This is a genomic window from Mycobacterium sp. HUMS_12744610 (genome assembly GCF_041206865.1).
Taxonomy (GTDB): Bacteria; Actinomycetota; Actinomycetes; order Mycobacteriales; family Mycobacteriaceae; genus Mycobacterium; species Mycobacterium servetii.
This window is the reverse complement of the sequence record NZ_JBGEDP010000001.1, coordinates 490496-507527: the sequence shown is the minus strand read 5'-3', so window position 1 is coordinate 507527 and position 17032 is coordinate 490496. Positions and strand designations below refer to the sequence as shown.

At 70.4% G+C, this 17032-nt stretch carries 18 protein-coding genes; 4 read left to right on the top strand and 14 right to left on the bottom strand.

The window, feature by feature from the left end:
- Window positions 1–30: 30 nt before the first annotated feature.
- The 12 genes from AB8998_RS02555 to AB8998_RS02500 form a co-directional block, all read right to left on the bottom strand.
- Window positions 31–846 (bottom strand): type III pantothenate kinase, encoded by an 816-nt coding sequence (locus AB8998_RS02555; protein WP_369736684.1) that lies wholly within the window; start codon window positions 844–846, stop codon window positions 31–33.
- A 2-nt stretch (window positions 847–848) separates the two neighbouring features.
- Entirely contained in the window at window positions 849–1268 is a 420-nt protein-coding gene (gene panD / locus AB8998_RS02550; RefSeq protein WP_369736683.1) for an aspartate 1-decarboxylase, read from the bottom strand.
- Window positions 1268–2197: a pantoate--beta-alanine ligase gene (gene panC, locus AB8998_RS02545; RefSeq protein ID WP_369736682.1), complete on the bottom strand. Its 930-nt coding sequence runs from the start codon at window positions 2195–2197 to the stop codon at window positions 1268–1270. Before panC ends, panD begins: the two co-directional genes overlap by 1 nt.
- Window positions 2194–3126 carry a Rossmann-like and DUF2520 domain-containing protein gene (locus AB8998_RS02540; RefSeq protein ID WP_369736681.1) on the bottom strand — a complete coding sequence of 311 codons (933 nt, stop codon included), beginning with the start codon at window positions 3124–3126 and terminating at the stop codon, window positions 2194–2196. The genes panC and AB8998_RS02540 overlap by 4 nt, the downstream gene beginning before the upstream one ends.
- 116 nt (window positions 3127–3242) lie before the next feature.
- Window positions 3243–4592 carry a DUF6779 domain-containing protein gene (locus tag AB8998_RS02535; RefSeq protein ID WP_369736680.1) on the bottom strand — a complete coding sequence of 450 codons (1350 nt, stop codon included), beginning with the start codon at window positions 4590–4592 and terminating at the stop codon, window positions 3243–3245.
- Window positions 4593–4678: 86 nt separating this feature from the next.
- Entirely contained in the window at window positions 4679–5155 is a 477-nt protein-coding gene (locus tag AB8998_RS02530; protein ID WP_369736679.1) for a DUF3180 domain-containing protein, read from the bottom strand.
- Window positions 5155–5676: a 2-amino-4-hydroxy-6-hydroxymethyldihydropteridine diphosphokinase gene (gene folK, locus AB8998_RS02525; RefSeq protein WP_369736678.1), complete on the bottom strand. Its 522-nt coding sequence runs from the start codon at window positions 5674–5676 to the stop codon at window positions 5155–5157. The genes AB8998_RS02530 and folK overlap by 1 nt, the downstream gene beginning before the upstream one ends.
- Window positions 5673–6074: a dihydroneopterin aldolase gene (gene folB, locus AB8998_RS02520; protein WP_369736677.1), complete on the bottom strand. Its 402-nt coding sequence runs from the start codon at window positions 6072–6074 to the stop codon at window positions 5673–5675. Before folB ends, folK begins: the two co-directional genes overlap by 4 nt.
- 5 nt (window positions 6075–6079) lie before the next feature.
- The gene (gene folP / locus AB8998_RS02515) at window positions 6080–6895 is read right to left on the bottom strand and encodes a dihydropteroate synthase (RefSeq protein ID WP_369741400.1); all 816 of its coding nucleotides are present in this window, start codon (window positions 6893–6895) and stop codon (window positions 6080–6082) included.
- Window positions 6896–6914: 19 nt separating this feature from the next.
- Window positions 6915–7535, bottom strand: a complete 621-nt coding sequence (gene folE / locus AB8998_RS02510; protein WP_369736676.1) for a GTP cyclohydrolase I FolE — start codon at window positions 7533–7535, stop codon at window positions 6915–6917.
- A gap of 14 nt (window positions 7536–7549) precedes the next feature.
- Window positions 7550–9922 carry an ATP-dependent zinc metalloprotease FtsH gene (gene ftsH, locus AB8998_RS02505; protein ID WP_369736675.1) on the bottom strand — a complete coding sequence of 791 codons (2373 nt, stop codon included), beginning with the start codon at window positions 9920–9922 and terminating at the stop codon, window positions 7550–7552.
- Between the two features lie 311 nt (window positions 9923–10233).
- Window positions 10234–10650 (bottom strand): VOC family protein, encoded by a 417-nt coding sequence (locus tag AB8998_RS02500; protein WP_369736674.1) that lies wholly within the window; start codon window positions 10648–10650, stop codon window positions 10234–10236.
- A 79-nt stretch (window positions 10651–10729) separates the two neighbouring features.
- Between AB8998_RS02500 and AB8998_RS02495 the strand changes: the two genes are divergently transcribed.
- The 4 genes from AB8998_RS02495 to AB8998_RS02480 all read left to right on the top strand — a co-directional run bounded on the left by AB8998_RS02495 (window position 10730) and on the right by AB8998_RS02480 (window position 15543).
- Window positions 10730–11698 carry an alpha/beta fold hydrolase gene (locus AB8998_RS02495; protein ID WP_369736673.1) on the top strand — a complete coding sequence of 323 codons (969 nt, stop codon included), beginning with the start codon at window positions 10730–10732 and terminating at the stop codon, window positions 11696–11698.
- Window positions 11695–12882 (top strand): LLM class flavin-dependent oxidoreductase, encoded by a 1188-nt coding sequence (locus AB8998_RS02490; protein WP_369736672.1) that lies wholly within the window; start codon window positions 11695–11697, stop codon window positions 12880–12882. Before AB8998_RS02495 ends, AB8998_RS02490 begins: the two co-directional genes overlap by 4 nt.
- Window positions 12882–13892, top strand: a complete 1011-nt coding sequence (locus AB8998_RS02485; RefSeq protein WP_369736671.1) for a zinc-binding dehydrogenase — start codon at window positions 12882–12884, stop codon at window positions 13890–13892. The genes AB8998_RS02490 and AB8998_RS02485 overlap by 1 nt, the downstream gene beginning before the upstream one ends.
- A 61-nt stretch (window positions 13893–13953) precedes the next feature.
- Window positions 13954–15543 (top strand): HNH endonuclease signature motif containing protein, encoded by a 1590-nt coding sequence (locus AB8998_RS02480; RefSeq protein WP_369736670.1) that lies wholly within the window; start codon window positions 13954–13956, stop codon window positions 15541–15543.
- Window positions 15544–15555: 12 nt separating this feature from the next.
- On the opposite strand, the gene AB8998_RS02475 is transcribed toward AB8998_RS02480, so the two are convergent.
- Together AB8998_RS02475 and AB8998_RS02470 are read right to left on the bottom strand one after the other, a co-directional pair.
- The gene (locus AB8998_RS02475; protein WP_369736669.1) at window positions 15556–16635 is read right to left on the bottom strand and encodes a PPE family protein, SVP subgroup; all 1080 of its coding nucleotides are present in this window, start codon (window positions 16633–16635) and stop codon (window positions 15556–15558) included.
- A 32-nt stretch (window positions 16636–16667) separates the two neighbouring features.
- A complete protein-coding gene (locus tag AB8998_RS02470) occupies window positions 16668–16967 on the bottom strand; it encodes a PE family protein (RefSeq protein ID WP_369736668.1) in 300 nt (99 codons plus the stop codon).
- Window positions 16968–17032: the final 65 nt, after the last annotated feature.

Genomic DNA, 17032 nt, shown 5'->3' with positions numbered 1-17032 from the left:
CGGCGGCGGGCCGCCGCAGCGGCCGGGCCGTCAGCGCGCCGTCTTCAGGCGGCCGCGCTGGGTCTCCCGGTTGCGCTCGAAGACCAGCCGCAGGCCGTGCAGGGTCAGATGCTGGTCGTAGGTGGCGGCGGTCTGCAGTTCCGGGAGCAGCAGCGGCGCGGTGTGCCCGGTGGCCACGATGGTGACCTGGTCGCCCGAGAAGCCCTCCACGTCCTCGCGGATGCGGGTGATCAAACCGTCGACGAGCCCGGCAAACCCGAACACCGCGCCCGCCTGCATGCATTCGACGGTGTTCTTGCCGATCACCGAACGGGGCCGGGCCAGCTCGACGCGGCGCAGCGCAGCCGAGCGGGCCGCGGCGGCATCCGAGGAGACCTGCACCCCGGGCGCGATAGCGCCGCCGAGAAACTCACCTTTGGCCGACACCACGTCCACGCAGATCGAGGAGCCGAAATCGACGACGATCGCCGCGCCCGCGTACTTCTGAAATGCCGCCAGGCAGTTGACGATCCGGTCCGCGCCAACTTCTTTGGGGTTGTCGACCAGCAGCGGGATGCCGGTGCGTACCCCTGGCTCGATGAGCACGTGGGGCACCGACGGCCAGGACTGGTCGAGCATGACCCGCACCTCGTGCAGCACCGACGGGACGGTGGACAGGGCGACGGCGCCGGTCAGCCGTTCGGAGTCGTCGCCGATCAGGCCGTCGATCGTCAACGCCAATTCGTCAGCGGTGATTTCCGATTCGGTGCGGATCCGCCAGTGCTGCGAGACCTTGGCGTGCTCCTTCGAGCCGGACAACAACCCGACGACGGTGTGGGTGTTGCGAACGTCGATGGCCAGCAGCACGGCTACCCCACACCGATGCGCGGGTTCAGCAAGTCGGCGGCGTCAGCCGGGACGAACGCCGGGTCGTGGCCCAGGTCGACCGGCTTGTTGTCGGCGTCGACGAACACGATCCGGGGCCGGTAGCTGCGGGCCTGCGCGTCTTCCATCGTCCCGTAGGCGATCAGGATGACCAGATCGCCGGGGTGGACCAGATGCGCTGCGGCACCGTTGATCCCGATCACCCCGGTGCCCCGCTCGCCGGTGATCGCGTAGGTGACCAGACGGGCCCCGTTGTCGATGTCGACGATGGTCACCTGTTCGCCCTCGAGCAGGTCCGCGGCGTCCATCAGGTCGGCGTCGATGGTCACCGAGCCGACATAGTGCAGGTCGGCCTGCGTGACCGTGGCGCGGTGGATCTTCGATTTCAGCATCGTCCGTTGCATCAATTCCTCCACAGTGGTTGGACGTGTCGGTCCGGCCCGTCGGTGCCGGCGGAAGCTCCCACTTCGATAGAGACGTTGTCCAGCAGCCTGGTGCCGCCCAGCCTCGCGGCGATCAGCAGCCGGCCCGGCCCGCCGTCTCCCAGCTGGCCGAGGTCCGCGTCGCGCAGTTCCACGTAGTCGACTTCGATCGCGGGCACGGCACCGAGCACGGAGCGGGCCGCGTCCAGCGCGGCCACGGCGCCTGCCGTCGCGGCGTGCGCGCCGGCCGTCAGCGCCGCGGACAGCGTCACGGCCAGCTCGCGCTGGGTCGGGTCCAGGTAGCGGTTGCGCGACGACAGCGCCAGCCCGTCGGGCTCCCGGACGGTCGGCACCCCGACCACGGCGACGTCGACGTTCAGGTCGGCGACCATCTGACGGATCAGGACCAGCTGCTGATAGTCCTTCTCCCCGAAGAAGATGCGGTCCGGACGCACGATCTGCAGCAGCTTGCACACCACCGTCAGGACCCCGGCGAAATGGGTCGGGCGCGCGGCGCCCTCGAGCTCGACCGCCAGCGGACCCGGCTGCACGGTGGTGCGCAGCCCGTGGGGATACATCGCGGCGGCGGTGGGCGCGAACACCATCTCGACGCCCTCGCCGGATAGCAGCGCCACATCGTCGTCGAGCGTGCGGGGGTAGGCGTCGAGGTCTTCGCCCGCGCCGAACTGCAGCGGGTTGACGAAGATCGAGACCACGACCACCGAGCCGGGCACTCGCTTGGCGGCCCGCACCAGGGCCAGGTGACCGTCGTGCAGCGCCCCCATGGTGGGCACCAGCATCACGCGGCGCCCGGTCTGGCGCAGCGCCCGGCTGACGTCGGAGACATCGCGCGGCGCCGAGTACACGTTCAGTTCGCCCGGGCTGAAGACCGGCCGCGGCGTCCGGTTCATCCCGCCAGCACCTCGACGACATCGTCGGGGGCGTGCGCGCGCCGGGCGGTCCGCAGGGCGTTCACCCGGTAGGCGTCCGCCAGGTCGGGGTCGGCGCGCGCCAGCGCCGCCAGGTGCCCGGCGACCGCCGCCGCGTCCCCGCGGGCGACCGGGCCGGTGAGGGCGGCCTGGCCGCGTTGCAGGGTGTTGTCCAGCGCCGCCCGCGCCAACGGACCCACGATGCGTTCGGCGATGCCACCGGGCTGATCGTCGACGGACTCTCCCCCGCACGCGGGAGGTACCCCCAGCCCGAGCAGTTCCTGACCGCGCAGCGCGGCCCGCAACGCCTCGAGCGCATCGGCCAGCACGGTCACGATGTGGTTGCCCGCGTGTGCCAGGGCCGCGTGGTAGAGCACCCGGGCGTCCTCGCGGACGCAGAACGGCTCGCCGCCCATCTCCAGCACCAGGGACTGTCCCACCGCGTACCCGACGTCGTCGGCCGCGGTGATGCCGAAGCAGGTGTCCGGCAGTCTGGCGATGTCCTCGTCGGACCCGGTGAACGTCATCGCCGGGTGGATCGCCAGCGGTATGCAGTCGGGCGTCAGCGGCGCGAGCACACCGACCCCGTTGGCACCGGAGGTGTGCGCAACGATCGTGCCCGGCCGCACCGCCGACGTCGCGGCCAGACCCGCCACCAGGCCGGGAAGTTCGCTATCGGGCACCGCCAACAGCAACAATTCGGCGGCGGCCGCCACGTCCTGCGGCGGGACGATCGGGGTTTCGCGCAGCCACCGCTGCGCCCGGTGCCGGGACGCGTGGCTGACGGCGCTGCAGGCCACCACGACGTGGTCGGCGCGCTCCAGCGCGACGCCCAGGGCGGTTCCCACCCGGCCGGCCGAGATGATGCCCACCTTGAGCCGGGCTGGGCGCAAACCGTCGAACTGCACCATCGCAGACGACCTCACATAGGTGTTCGTTCGTTCCGGTCCCAGCCTCAGGGGTACCGGACGGTCACTAAGACTGTAGTCGATGGCCGGGTCCGGCCCAATATGACGGAGCTTTCAGCTCAGATGTTACGGCGGCGGCGCCGGCCACCCCCGGACGGTTCGACCTGCAACCGCGCCAGCAGGTCGGCCACGGACTGCCCACCGGAGGGCGGTCCGTCCGCGCCGTCGGCGCCGTCCGCGCCGCCGTGCCGGGGCGCGGGCTCGGGGGCCGGGGGCGGAGCCAGTCGCGGCGGCTCGGCGGCCGACGGCGCCGGGGCCGGCGGCGGCGGTGGGGGCGGCGCGGCTGCGGGTGCGGTGACCGGAGGCGGGGCAGGTTCGTCCGGGGCGGTGAACCTGCGGACGCCGAAGTCGCGGTACTCCGCCGAATGGCGCGACCGCGAGCGGCGGCCCGACTCGCCATAAGGTCGGGGGGCCTCCTGGTCGCCGGGTGAGCCGGCGGGACCGGACGCGCCGGGTGCGGCCCACGAGTCTCGGGGTTCTCGGGGTTTTTCTGTGGGCTCTTCGGGGCTGATGTGCCGGGCCCGGCGCCGCCGGCCCGGCGACTCACCCGCAGTGGGAGTCGCGGTGCCCGGCGGCAGCCACAGGCCGTTGGCGACCGGCCGCCAATCCTGCGCCTGCTGCTGCGCGGGCGGCGCCTGCCGGTGCCGGGAGTCGAAACGCCGCTCCGGCTGCGACGGCGCGTAGGCGGGCTCGTGCGGCGCTTCGTAGAAGCGCACGCGTTCGCGCGGGGGGGACGGTGGCTGCCGGGGCGGCGACAGGGGTTCCTCGGGCACGTCGATGATCGCCGTCTCGTCGGCGCGGGCTTCGGCCGCTGCTTCGGGCCCAAGGGCGCCGGAGGACTGGTCGCGCGGGACCGAGGTCACCCGGTCGCTGGCCACCCAATCGACGGGTGCGCCCTCCCCGTTGCGGTCCCATTCGCTGTACGCGCGGGCGGGGGGCGCCTCGGCCTCCAGCGTCTCCAGCGCGGGCCGCTCCTTGAGGTCAGTGTCGAACAAGATTTCCAGGCTGGTCCGCAGGGCGTTCAGCTCCGCGCGCAACGCCGCGACGTCGTCGGCGTTCTGGGCGCGCAACTCGGAGGCGAGTTCGCGGCGCAGCTGAGACTCCACCGTCAGCTCGTACTCACGGCGGGCCGAGATCTCCCGGTCCAGTTGCAGGTCGTAGACCAGCTTCAGGTCACGCACCCGTGACTGGTCGGCGTCGCTCTGCCGACGGTAGAGCACCGAGACGAAGGCACCCGCGACGGCGGCCCACAGCGCCAGGATCACCCCGAGCTTGAGAAGTTCCACACGGTTGGTGAAAACCAGTGCGGAACTGGCCCCCATCGCAAGGACCAGCAACGCGGTCAAGAGCACCCAACCCGGCCTGCGGCCGCCGCGCCGTACCCGGGCGCCGCGGGACAGAACGGTCATGGCCCGACTGTACCTGTGCGAGGTCATTCCGCGTGTCGCGCCGGTCCGGCGATTCTCGCTTCGACCTCCGCGACGACCCGGGAACGCTAGTCCTCGGCACCCTCCCCGTGCTCCGGTGGCTCCGGGGGCGATTTGCAGCAATGCTGCAGCCATAATCCCGCCACGAGCAGCGCCAGCGCGCTGACCGCCGCGACCACCGTCCCGGTTGTGTCCTCGGCAGCGACGCGCAGCCAGGGCCGGCGCGGCAGGAAGTACACCAGCACCCCGATCCAAAGACCCAGCATCAACGCGCCCACCCACGCCGACGCCTTGGCCACCACCAGGCTGCGCGCCACCGCCAGCGGATGCAGCCGGCCCGGGCCGGGTCCGATCTCGCAGTCGCTGATCTTGGCCCGCACGTAGCGGGCCCACAGCGCCTCGCCGACGGCCACCGCGAGCAGCGAGATCCCGGTCCAGACGGTGATGCGCGGGAACCACCGGTACAGCGCGGTGACCAGTAGATAGCCCAGCATCGCGGCGACGAAGACCGCGGCCGTGAGGTCGCGTCTGCGGGTCGGGCCCATCAGCTTTCCCGCGGCACGAGCGTCAGGTCGGTCAACCGGACGCTCTCCCGGTCGGCGGGTTCGAGTTCGGCCAGCAGTCCGGCGACCGGGCGCGGCCCCTCGGCGACCGTCAGCCGGGCGTCGGGATCGACGGCCAGCCACGGGATCAACACGAAGGCCCGCAAGTGGGCCAGCGGATGCGGCAGCGTCAGGTTGTTCTCGCGGGAGATCACCTCCGCGTCGCCGTGGCAGGCGATGAGGTCGACGTCGAGGTTGCGCGGGCCCCAGCGCTCGCCGCGAACCCGGCCGGCCGCACGCTCGAACTCCTGCGCTCGCCCCAGCCAGCCCTGCGCGCCGCACGCCGGGTCGTCGGCGATGAGCACCGCGTTGAGAAACGGCGCCTGGTCCACGCGGCCCCAGGGATCGGTCTCGTAGACCGGCGACACCGCCAGCACCGCCGTGCCCAGCCCGTCGACGACCGATTGCAGCCGCGCCAGCCGGTCCCCCAGGTTGGAGCCGATGGAGAGCACGACGCGCGTCATGACGTCCCGCCCGCCGGGACCACCGAGCCGCGGCCGCCGCGGCGCGAGCGCCGGACCACCACCGCCACGTCGGCGAACTGCTGCGGAATCGGAGCCGACGGCTTGTGCACCACCACCTCGACGGCGTGCACCCGCCGATCTCCCATCACCTGGTCGGCGATCTCGGCCCCAACCGTCTCGATCAGGTTGCGGGGCGGTCCGGTCACCACGTCGGCGGCCAGCCGGGCCAGCGCGCCGTAGTCGTACGTGTCGGCCAGGTCGTCGCTAACGGCCGCGTCGGCGAGATCGATCCACACGGTGATGTCGACGACGAACTCCTGCCCATCGGCGCGCTCGTGTTCGAAGACCCCGTGTCGGCCGTGAAGTGCCAAGCCGCGCAATTCGATTCGATCAGCCATCTCGATCAGCCATGGTGTCCAGTCCCGGTGCGCGTCCAGGCCCCGACGACCTTGACGGCGTCGACCGAGGCACGCACGTCATGCACCCGCACCCCCCAGGCACCGTACAGGGCGGCCAGCGCGGAGATCACCGCAGTCGCCGTCTCGCGGCCGTCGGGCGGCCGCGGCGACCCGTCGGGCGCGGCCAGCAGGGTCCCGAGGAACCGTTTGCGCGAGGCGCCCAGCAACACCGGGATCCCGGTGGCGACCAGCTGGGGCAGGGCATGCAGCAGCGCCCAATTGTGTTGTCCCGTCTTGGCGAAACCCAGACCCGGGTCGATCACCAACTTGGCCGGGTCGACGCCCGCGGCCACCGCTTGGTCGACGCTGGAGAGCAACTCGGCGCGCACCTCGGCCACCACGTCGCGATAGCGGGGGGCGCGGTGCGGGTGGTCGGGCGACACAGGTCGCCAGTGCATCAGCACCCAGGGCACGCCCGCTTCGGCGAGCAGTGGCGCCATCGCCGGATCGGCCCGCCCGCCGGAGACGTCGTTGACGATGCGCGCGCCGCTGTGCAGTGCCGCCCTGGCCACGTCGGCGTGCATGGTGTCGATGCTCACCGTGACGCCTTGCGCGGCAAGCTCTTTGACGACCTGGACGACGCGGGACGCCTCGACCCGGGGGTCGATCCGTGTGGCACCGGGGCGGGTGGACTCGCCCCCGACGTCGACGATCTCCGCGCCTTCGGCGACCAGCGCCAGACCGTGGGCAACGGCGGCGTCGGCATCGAGGTAACGACCGCCATCCGAGAACGAATCGTCGGTGACGTTCACAACCCCCATGACCTGCACAGGCGCAGGCTCACTTCCGCAGGATGAGGTCGAGCGCCTCGGCTCGCGAGGCAGCGTTTCTCTTGAACTGGCCGCGCACCGCGGAGGTCGTGGTGACGGCGCCGGGCTTGCGGACACCGCGCATCGCCATGCACAGGTGCTCGGCCTCTACGACGACGATCACCCCCCGCGGATTGAGCTTGTTCACCAGCGCGTCCGCGATCTGACTGGTGAGCCGCTCCTGAACCTGGGGCCGCTTGGCGTACAGGTCGACCAGCCGCGCGATCTTCGAAAGACCCGTCACCCTGCCGTCGTCACCGGGGATGTAGCCGACGTGGGCCACCCCGTGGAACGACACCAGGTGGTGCTCGCAGGTCGAGTACATCGGGATTTCCTTGACGATCACCAGTTCGTCGTGGTCCTCGTCGAACATGGTGTTGAGCACGGTGTCGGGGTCGATGTACAGCCCGGAGAACATCTCGCGATAGGCCCGCGCCACGCGCGCCGGAGTGTCCCGCAAACCGTCCCTGTCCGGGTCCTCGCCGATCGCGTGCAGCAACTCGCGGATCGCGGCCTCGGCACGCTGCTGGTCGAACGACCGTACGCATCCGGCGGCGTTGGAGGCGTCCGAGTCCAGATCCGGTAAGGCCATCGGGTTCTCCGTTCTCAGCCCCTGGCCGGCGGGTTGAACCGGCGGATGTCTTCTTCTGCCTGGTCGGGCGACCGTCCCGGATCGGGGGCGGCATCCGGGCCCGACTGGCCGGGTGGCGGATACGGCGGGAACGGCGGGTAGGACGGCTGGGCCGGGCCCGGGTAGTGGCCGTGGCCCGCCGGCTGCGGCCAGTAGGGCTGCTGCGGCCGGGGCTGCTGCGGCGGATACCAGTGGCCCGGCTGCTGTTCCTGGGGCGGCCAGCCGGGCGCGTGCCAGCCGGCCGGGGCGCCGTAGTCGGGCTGGGTGGCCCCATGCGGCGCGCCCTGCCGGTTGCCGGCTTGCCCGCCGCGCGAGCCGTTCCCGCCGTGGGCGTTGTTGTCTCCCTCGGCCCGAGCGGCCTCGGCGGCCTGGCTGGCCCGCGCGATCGCGGCCTTGAAGGCCGGCTCGGGGGCCGGCGGGGGCCACGGCTCGCCACGCTCGATGGCCAACTCGCCGGGCGTCTTGATCGGCGGTTTGTCCGACGGGATGCGGCCACCGAAGTCGTCGAACATGGTGAGCCGGGGCCGCTTCTCGACACCGGCGAAAATGCCCTCCAGCTCGGGCCGGTGCAGGGTTTCCTTCTCCAGCAGCTCGCCGGCCAGGGTGTCGAGGATGTCGCGGTATTCGGTGAGGATCTCCCAGGCCTCGGTGTGCGCCGCCTCGATCAGCTTGCGCACCTCGTCGTCGATGTCGCGGGCGACCTCGTGCGAGTAGTCCGCCTGGTTGCCCATGGTCCGGCCCAGGAACGGGTCGCCGTGCTCGGAGCCGTATTTGACGGCCCCGAGCTTGGAGCTCATGCCGAACTCGGTGACCATCGCGCGCGCGATCTTGGTGGCCTGCTCGATGTCGGAGACCGCGCCGGTGGTCGGCTCGCGGAACACCAGTTCCTCGGCGGCGCGCCCGCCCATGGCGAACACCAGCTGCGCGATCATCTCCGAGCGGGTGCGCAGGCCCTTGTCCTCCTCCGGCACCGCGACCGCGTGGCCGCCCGTGCGTCCCCGGGCCAGGATCGTCACCTTGTAGATCGGCTCGATGTCGGGCATCGCCCACGCGGCCAGGGTGTGTCCGCCCTCGTGGTAGGCGGTGATCTTCTTCTCCTGCTCGCTGATGATCCGGCTCTTGCGGCGGGGCCCGCCGACCGCCCGGTCCACCGCCTCCTCGAGGGCGGCGCCGGTGATGACGGTGCCGTTCTCCCGGGCGGTCAGCAATGCCGCCTCGTTGATGACGTTGGCCAGGTCGGCACCGGTCATTCCGACGGTGCGCTTGGCCAGCCCGTCGAGGTCGGCGTCGGGGGCGATCGGTTTGCCCTTCGCGTGCACCCTCAGCACCGCGCGACGACCCGCCAGGTCGGGGTTGGTCACCGGGATCTGCCGGTCGAAGCGGCCGGGGCGCAGCAGCGCCGGGTCCAGGATGTCGGGGCGGTTGGTGGCGGCGATCAGGATGACACCGGCCCGCGGGTCGAACCCGTCCATCTCGACCAGCAACTGGTTGAGCGTCTGCTCGCGCTCGTCGTGACCGCCGCCCAGTCCCGCACCCCGCTGGCGGCCCACCGCGTCGATCTCGTCGACGAAGATGATGCACGGGTTGTTCTGCTTGGCCTGTTCGAACAGGTCACGAACCCGCGACGCGCCGACGCCGACGAACATCTCGACGAAGTCGGAACCGGAGATGGTGAAGAACGGGACGCCCGCCTCGCCGGCGACCGCGCGGGCCAGCAGGGTTTTGCCCGTCCCGGGCGGGCCGTACAAGAGCACGCCTTTGGGAATCTTGGCGCCCAGCGCCTGGTACCGCCCCGGGTTCTGCAGGAAGTCCTTGATCTCGTAGAGCTCCTCGACCGCCTCGTCGACGCCCGCAACGTCGGCGAACGTGGTCTTGGGCATGTCCTTGGACAGCTGTTTGGCGCGCGACTTGCCGAAGCCGAAGCCCATCCGGGCGCCGCCCTGCATGCGCGAGAACATCACGAACAGCCCCACCAGCAGCAGCAGCGGCAGCGCGTAGACCAGCAGCTCGCCCAGGATGCTGCCCTGGTTGACGACGGTGCTGATCTTGGCGTTCTTGGCGCTGAGGGCGTTGAACAAGTCGACGGCATATCCGGTGGGATATTTGGTGATGACCTTGTCGGAATTGTCCGTCTCGCCGTTGCCCTTTTTCAGGGTCAGCCGCAATTGCTGCTCGCGATCATCGATCTGCGCGCTCTTGACGTTGTCGCTCTTGATCTGGGCCATCGCCACCGAGGTGTCGACGGACTTGTAGCCGCGGGTGTCGTCGCTGAAGTAAAAGAACGACCAACCGAGCAGCACCACGACCGCGATCGCGACGAGGGTGCGAGTCAGATTTTTTCGGTTCATCAATCATCGGCCCTACGGGCCAGGTCCTTCCGACGCACACGTAGCTGAAAAAGTCCAGGTTACCGCTAGCGGTAATCGCCAGCCCGGCCGAGCCGGGCGCAGCGGGTTACCGCCATCATGCCGCGCGGTAATCGCCAGCCCGGCCGAGCCGGGCGCAGCGGGTTACCGCCATCATGCCGCGCGGTAATCGCCAGCCCGGCCGAGCCGGGCGCAGCGGGTTACCGCCATCATGCATGCCGTCCTGTCCAGATAACGACCGGCAGTTCCCGATCGGTTCGGCATTCGCCAGCGCGATCGATGTTGCGTGCAACTCAGCGCTCGTAGTACCGGGCCTCGACCACGTTGCCGTCCGGATCGGCGAAATAGTATCCCTGCGGCGTCCACCCGCGGGCCCCGTACGAGTTGTCCAGCCGCGCCCCGGTGTCGACGCCCTCGGCCTGCAGGCGCCGATCCAGGGCGTCGTATTCGGATTTCGACATCGCAAGACAGACGTGGTTGACCCGGTGCCCGGCGCTCCCGGCTACCCGCGTCAACGATTCGGTGGCGGCGACGTTGTCCACCGGCAGAAGGTCGATGATGGAGTCCTCGCACACGCGCACGCTCGGGAATGGCGCGTCGCCGGCCTCGAACTCGTCGAACCGCACCGGCTCGAGCCCGACCACCCGCGAGTAGAAGTCCATCGCGACGCGCGGATCGCTCGTCCAGAGCACGACGTGGTCCAGCCGCATGAGTCGACACGCTATCCCAATGCGGGTGCGATCGCGGCACGCACTTCTCAGCCCCCGGCGGTTGTGATTTGGTGTGGTGGTGGCGACATCAACCGAACGGTTAGTAGACACCAACGGCGTGCGGCTACGGGTGGTGGAAGCCGGTGACCCCGGCGCGCCAGTGGTGATCCTGGCCCACGGATTCCCCGAACTGGCCTACTCGTGGCGGCACCAGATACCGGTCCTGGCCGACGCGGGCTACCACGTGCTGGCACCTGACCAGCGCGGCTACGGCGGATCCGCCCGCCCGGAGGCGATCGAGGCGTACGACATCCACGCGCTGACGGGCGACCTGGTCGGCCTGCTCGACGATGTCGGCGCCGAGCGCGCCGTGTGGGTCGGCCACGACTGGGGTGCCTCCGTGGTGTGGAACGCGCCCCTGTTGCACCCGGACCGGGTCGCCGCCGTCGCCGCGCTCAGCGTGCCGCCGGTGCCCCGGCCACGGGTGGCGCCGACGGCGGCGTGGCGCAGGATCGCCGGGGACAACTTCTTCTACATCCTGTACTTCCAGGAGCCCGGCGTCGCCGACGCCGAGTTGGACGCAGACCCCGCGCGCACGATGCGCCGGATGCTGGGCGGTCTGCGGGCCTCCGACGATCAAGCCGCGTCGATCCGCTTGGTGGCCCCGGGGCCGGAGGGCTTCATCGAGCGCCTCCCCGAACCCGCCGAGCTGCCGGACTGGCTCAGCCAAGAGGAGCTCGACCACTACATCGGCGAGTTCTCCCGCACGGGCTTCACCGGCGGCCTGAACTGGTATCGCAACTTCGACCGCAACTGGGAAACGACCCCCGAACTCGCCGACGCCAAAATCGCCGTGCCGTGCCTGTTCGTCGCCGGCACCGCCGACCCGGTGCTGACGTTCACCCGCACCGACCGCGCGTCGAAGGTGGTTTCGGGCCCGTACCGCCAGGAGATGATCGAGGGCGCGGGGCACTGGCTGCAACAGGAAAGACCCGACGAGGTGAACGCCCTACTGCTGGACTTTCTCGGCGGATTGGAGTTGCGATGAGCATGCCCCTGCGTTTCGGCGTCTTCATCACACCGTTTCATCCCACCGGCCAATCACCCACGGTGGCACTGGAATACGACATGGAGCGCGTCGTCGCACTGGACCGCCTCGGTTTCGACGAGGCCTGGTTCGGCGAACACCACTCCGGCGGCTACGAGTTGATCGCCTGCCCGGAGGTGTTCATCGCCGCCGCCGCGGAGCGCACCAAGCACATCCGGCTGGGTACCGGCGTGGTCTCCCTGCCCTATCACCATCCACTGATGGTCGCCGACCGCTGGGTGCTCCTGGACCATTTGACGCGCGGCCGCGTGATGTTCGGCGCCGGCCCCGGTGCGCTGCCGTCGGACGCCTACATGATGGGCATCGACCCGGTAGAACAGCGGCGGATGATGCAGGAGTCCCTCGAGGCGATCCTGGCCCTGTTCCGCGCCGCGCCCGAGGAGCGCATCGACCGGCACTCCGACTGGTTCACCTTGCGCGACGCGCAGTTGCACATCCGCCCCTACACCTGGCCTTATCCCGAGATCTCGACGGCGGCAATGATTTCGCCGTCGGGGCCGCGGCTGGCCGGCACGCTGGGCACGTCCCTGCTGTCGCTGTCGATGTCGGTGCCCGGCGGCTACGCCGCGCTGGAGAACACCTGGGACGTGGTGTGCGAGCAGGCCGCCAGAGCCGGCCGGGACGAACCGGACCGGTCCGGCTGGCGGGTCCTGAGCATCATGCACATCGCCGACAGCCGCGACCAGGCGATCGACGACTGCACCTACGGGCTGCAGGATTTCGCGAACTATTTCGGCGCGGCCGGTTTCGTTCCGCTGGCCAACTCCGTGGAGGGCGCCCAGACACCCCACCAGTTCGTCGAAGACTACGCGGCCAAAGGGAATTGCTGCATCGGCACACCCGAGGACGCCATCGCCCACATCGAAGACCTGCTCGAGCGCTCCGGCGGGTTCGGCACGCTGCTGATGCTCGGCCACGACTGGGCATCCCCGCAGGCGACGTACCATTGCTATGATCTGTTCGCCCGCAAGGTAATTCCCCATTTCAAGGGGCAGCTGGCGGCGGCGCGGTCGTCGCACGACTGGGCGAAGGCGAAGCGCGACCAACTGCTCGGGCGCGCCGGGGAGGCCGTGGTGAAGGCCATCGGCGAGCACACCTCCGAGCACGAAGGGGTGGTGAAGTGATGCGCGCATCGGTGCTGCGGGGCGGTCGCATGGTCTACCGGGACGACGTGCCCGACCCGGTGCCCGGACCCGGCCAGGTGCTCGTCGCCGTCCGATCGTGTGGGATCTGCGGTTCCGACCTGCATTTCGCCGCGCACGGCGACGAGGTGGTCGCGATGACCGAACGGGTGTCGGGCGGCGGCGGCATGAACATCGACCTGGGCCGCGACGTCTTCATGGGCCACGAATTCAGCGCCGAGGTGCTCGAAGCCGGGCCGGACACCGAGACACACCCCGCCGGAACTCTCGTCACGTCGATTCCGGTGGTGCTGTCCGCCAAGGGCGTCGAGCCGATCGTGTACAGCAACAACACGATCGGTGGCTACGCGGAGCGGATGCTGCTCTCGGCGCCGCTTTTGCTGCCCGTCCCCAACGGCCTGGATTTCCGGCACGCGTCGCTGACCGAACCGATGGCCGTGGGACTGCACGCCGTCAACAAGTCGGGGGTGCAGCCCGGCGAGACCGCCCTGGTGCTCGGCTGCGGCCCGATCGGCATCGCGATCATCGCCGCGCTCGCGGCGCGCGGCGTGGAAGACATTGTGGCCGCCGACTTTTCCCCCACGCGACGGGAGCTGGCCGCCGCGATGGGCGCGCACCGGGCGCTGGACCCGGCGCAGGGGTCGCCCTTCGACACCGTCAAACCGGCCGTGGTGTTCGAAGCGGTCGGGGTGCCCGGGATCATCGACGACGTGCTGCTACGGGCACGGCCGGGCACGCGGTTGGTCGTCGCGGGCGTGTGCATGCAAGCCGACACGGTGCACCCGTTCTTCGCGATCGCCAAGGAGATCAACGTGCAGTTCGTGCTCGCCTACAGCCCGGAGGAGTTCGCGGACTCGCTGCGCGCGCTCGCCGAGGGCGACATCGACGTCACCCCGTTGATCACCGGGCAGGTCGGCCTGGACGGGGTCGGCGCGGCGTTCGACGACCTGGCCGACCCCGAGCGGCACTGCAAGGTCCTCGTCACGCCGTAGACCGCGATCGGGCCCACGAGTTGCGCGACCCGTGTCAGTGCGGCCCCCTATACTCGAACACATGTTCGATGAATTGCTGGAGCTCGGCCCCGACGCGCTGGTGGCGGTGGTCGAGTCGACGCACCGCGAGGAGTCGGCGCTGCTGGCGCGGCGGATGGCGGCCGTGGCGCGGCTACTGCGGCATCGGAGGACCGCTGCCCGACGGACCGAGGGCGAGCCGGATCACGCCATGATCAGCGGGTTCGACCAGACCACCGCCGAGGTGGCCGCGGCGATGAACCTGTCCCCCAGGGCGGCCAGCTACCTGGTGTCGGACGCAGAGACACTGGACACCCGGTTGCCCAGGATCGCGGCGCTCCTCGCCAAGGGACAGACGGATTGGCGTGCGGTGCGGCTGATCATCAGGCGCACCGATCTCGTTACCGACGACGCGCTGGTCGCCAAGCTCGACCAGTCACTGGCCGCACGCATCGGCAAGTGGCACGGCTGGTCGAGGCGGCGGATCGTCAACGCCGTCGACGCCACGGTGCACGCCATCGATCCCGACGCCGTGCGCGAGCGCCGCGAAACCGCCGAGGACCACCGGCGCATCGGGATCAACGCGCTCGGCAATGGCATGGCGGAGGTCTACGGCACGGTCGCCGCCGCGACCGCGACCGCCTTCGACCTGCGGCTGTCGCAGTTGGCCAAGCAGGTGTGCGCGGCGGATCCGCGGACGCTGGACCAACGCCGCGCCGACGCGCTGGCCGCCCTGACCCAGGGGCGCCCGCTGGCCTGTGCGTGCGGACGGCACGACTGCCCGGCCAAGGCCGACGACGGCGCCGAGCGGGATCGGGGCGGTGCGCGGGTGGTGGTCAATGTGATTGCCGGGTACCGAACCGTTTTCGAGGACGGCGCTGCGCCCGGTTATCTGGAGGGGTACGGCGTCATCGACGCCGAGCAGGTCCGCCGATTGGCAGACGCCGCGTCCGTTCTCATCGCCGACCCGGTCACCAGCCCGGTCGAGGCGCTGCGCTACCAGCCGTCGGCGCCGCTCGAACGCGCCATCCGCTGCCGGGATCTCACCTGCCGCTTCCCCGGGTGCAGCCGCCCGGCCGTCACCTGCGACATCGACCACACCATCCCGTTCAACCACCAGGACCCCGCGGCCGGTGGTCTTACCGTCGCGGGGAACCTGAAATGCCTTTGCCGCCAACATCACAGGCTCAAAACCTTCCACAGTGGTTGGCGTGACGAGCAATTGGAAGACGGGACGGTGGTATGGACTTCACCGACGGGGCGGGTGTATCGGACGTCGCCGGCCGGGGCCGACCTGTTCCCACCACCACGCGGGCCGGCGTGCGCGGCGCCGCGTCCGCGCACAAAGAGCAGGGCCCAGCAGCGCAGCGCACGAATCACCCAGGCACGCAAGCATAACCGTGAGCAGCGGCCCCTCAACGAAGCGCGGCGCCATCTCGAACAGGCCCGCATACGGGAGATCGACGGCCGCAAATTCCGAAACCACATGCGCGACATGCTGTTCCTGATGAGGGGAGCACCGAGCATCAGCCCCCTGTGCACCTGGGTGAACGAGCCCCGAGAGCCCGAAGAACTCCCCGCCGACTGGACGCCCCCCGAGCCGGCGCCCTTGCCAGACGATCCGCCTTTCTGAGGAACGGTCCCATCACCCGCCGGCCGGGGGCTGCGGCATGACCGTCGGCTTGAATCCGTATCGGGGAGCCAGGAAATGCCCTGACAAACCGCGCCCGGCGCCGCCGCCCATCAGTGGCAGCCCGCCCACCGCCTGGGTGGCGGGCTCGGCGCTCGCGGCAGCCCCGAAGACGTTGAGGGCCAAGGTAACCGGCGTGGCCGTCGGTGCCGCACCGGCCCACGAACTCGGCACCGACAGGCCGCCGACCGAGGCCGCCTTGCCGACGGCTCCCGCAATGCCGCCCAGAGCCGCGCCCGGAAGCGCGGCAGGCGCTTGCGTGGCGGCCCCGGCCACGGCCTTGACGCTGTCTTGAGCGAACTTCGGCAGGTCGTGCGCCAGGCCGACGTAGTCCTTGAACTGGGTGACCGCAAGCCGCGCCGGGCTCACCCACTTGTTGAACGTGTCCATGAAGATCCCGGCGTCCACCTCCGCAGACCCGGTCACGCCCTGGACCACGTCGCCGACCATCCCGCCGAAGACGATCCCGTCACCGTTCTCGTTCCACAGGTGCCCGGTCAGGCCGAGCGCGGCCGCGGGGTTGCTCAGCCACGGCGGTTCGTTGGTGATCCCCGCGAGCGCGGAGAGCGCCCTGGGGATCTGCGCCATCGCCTGTGTCTCGACCACCCCGTTCAGCGCCTGCGCGACCGCGGCGGCCTGGCCGGCCAGACCCGCCGGATCCACGGCGCTCGCCGCGACGGTGAACGGCGCCAGCTGCGACGCCGCCGCCGATGCACCCGCGTAGCCGTACATCGCGGCCGCGTCCTGGGCCCATATCTCGGCGTACGACGCCTCGGTGGCCGCGATCGCCGCGGTGTTCTGGCCGAGGAAGTTCGTCGCCAGCAACGCCGCCAGCAGGGCCCGGTTGGCGGCGATCGCCGGCGGCGGCACCGTGGCGGCGAAGGCCGCCTCGTAGGCGGCCACCGCCGCCGAGCCGCAGGAGAACGCGGTGGTGTGCAGCTCGGTGGCCAGTCCCTGCCAGGCCGCCGCGGCGGCGAGCATCGGCCCCGAGCCGGTACCGGAGTACTTCAGCGCGGAGTTGATCTCCGGGGGCAACTACGCGAAGTCCAGCATGTCTGCGCCCGCTCCTATCCGACCAAGGCGGTGTTGGCGTCTTCGGTGGCCGCATAGGAACCGGTGCTGATGGCCAGCATGGTCGCCAACTGCTCCCGGGCCACTGCGGCATGAGCATTGATTTCCTGGTAAAGCTTTGCGTGCGAAGCGAACTGTGCGGCCGTGAGGAAGGACACCACGTCGGCGGCGGCCGGAACGACGCCGGTCGTCGGTGCGACTGCCGCCGCGGTCCCGGCCTGCAGCGCCGCATTGATGGAATGCAATTTCCCGGCGGTGGCCGCCAGTATCTCCGTACGTGCGATCACATTTGACATGTCTTCTCCTCAAAGGTGGTGATATCCAATGCATTTCAGCGGCCAGTCGGCCACTGCCGCAGAGC

Coding starts and splice junctions, on each gene's coding strand:
- panD (WP_369736683.1), bottom strand. CDS start 1,268: ATGCAACGGACGATGCTGAAATCGAAGATCCACCGCGCCACGGTCACG.
- panC (WP_369736682.1), bottom strand. CDS start 2,197: ATGAACCGGACGCCGCGGCCGGTCTTCAGCCCGGGCGAACTGAACGTG.
- AB8998_RS02540 (WP_369736681.1), bottom strand. CDS start 3,126: ATGGTGCAGTTCGACGGTTTGCGCCCAGCCCGGCTCAAGGTGGGCATC.
- AB8998_RS02535 (WP_369736680.1), bottom strand. CDS start 4,592: ATGACCGTTCTGTCCCGCGGCGCCCGGGTACGGCGCGGCGGCCGCAGG.
- AB8998_RS02530 (WP_369736679.1), bottom strand. CDS start 5,155: ATGGGCCCGACCCGCAGACGCGACCTCACGGCCGCGGTCTTCGTCGCC.
- folK (WP_369736678.1), bottom strand. CDS start 5,676: ATGACGCGCGTCGTGCTCTCCATCGGCTCCAACCTGGGGGACCGGCTG.
- folB (WP_369736677.1), bottom strand. CDS start 6,074: ATGGCTGATCGAATCGAATTGCGCGGCTTGGCACTTCACGGCCGACAC.
- folP (WP_369741400.1), bottom strand. CDS start 6,895: ATGGGGGTTGTGAACGTCACCGACGATTCGTTCTCGGATGGCGGTCGT.
- folE (WP_369736676.1), bottom strand. CDS start 7,535: ATGGCCTTACCGGATCTGGACTCGGACGCCTCCAACGCCGCCGGATGC.
- ftsH (WP_369736675.1), bottom strand. CDS start 9,922: ATGAACCGAAAAAATCTGACTCGCACCCTCGTCGCGATCGCGGTCGTG.
- AB8998_RS02500 (WP_369736674.1), bottom strand. CDS start 10,650: ATGCGGCTGGACCACGTCGTGCTCTGGACGAGCGATCCGCGCGTCGCG.
- AB8998_RS02490 (WP_369736672.1), top strand. CDS start 11,695: ATGAGCATGCCCCTGCGTTTCGGCGTCTTCATCACACCGTTTCATCCC.
- AB8998_RS02485 (WP_369736671.1), top strand. CDS start 12,882: ATGCGCGCATCGGTGCTGCGGGGCGGTCGCATGGTCTACCGGGACGAC.
- AB8998_RS02480 (WP_369736670.1), top strand. CDS start 13,954: ATGTTCGATGAATTGCTGGAGCTCGGCCCCGACGCGCTGGTGGCGGTG.
- AB8998_RS02470 (WP_369736668.1), bottom strand. CDS start 16,967: ATGTCAAATGTGATCGCACGTACGGAGATACTGGCGGCCACCGCCGGG.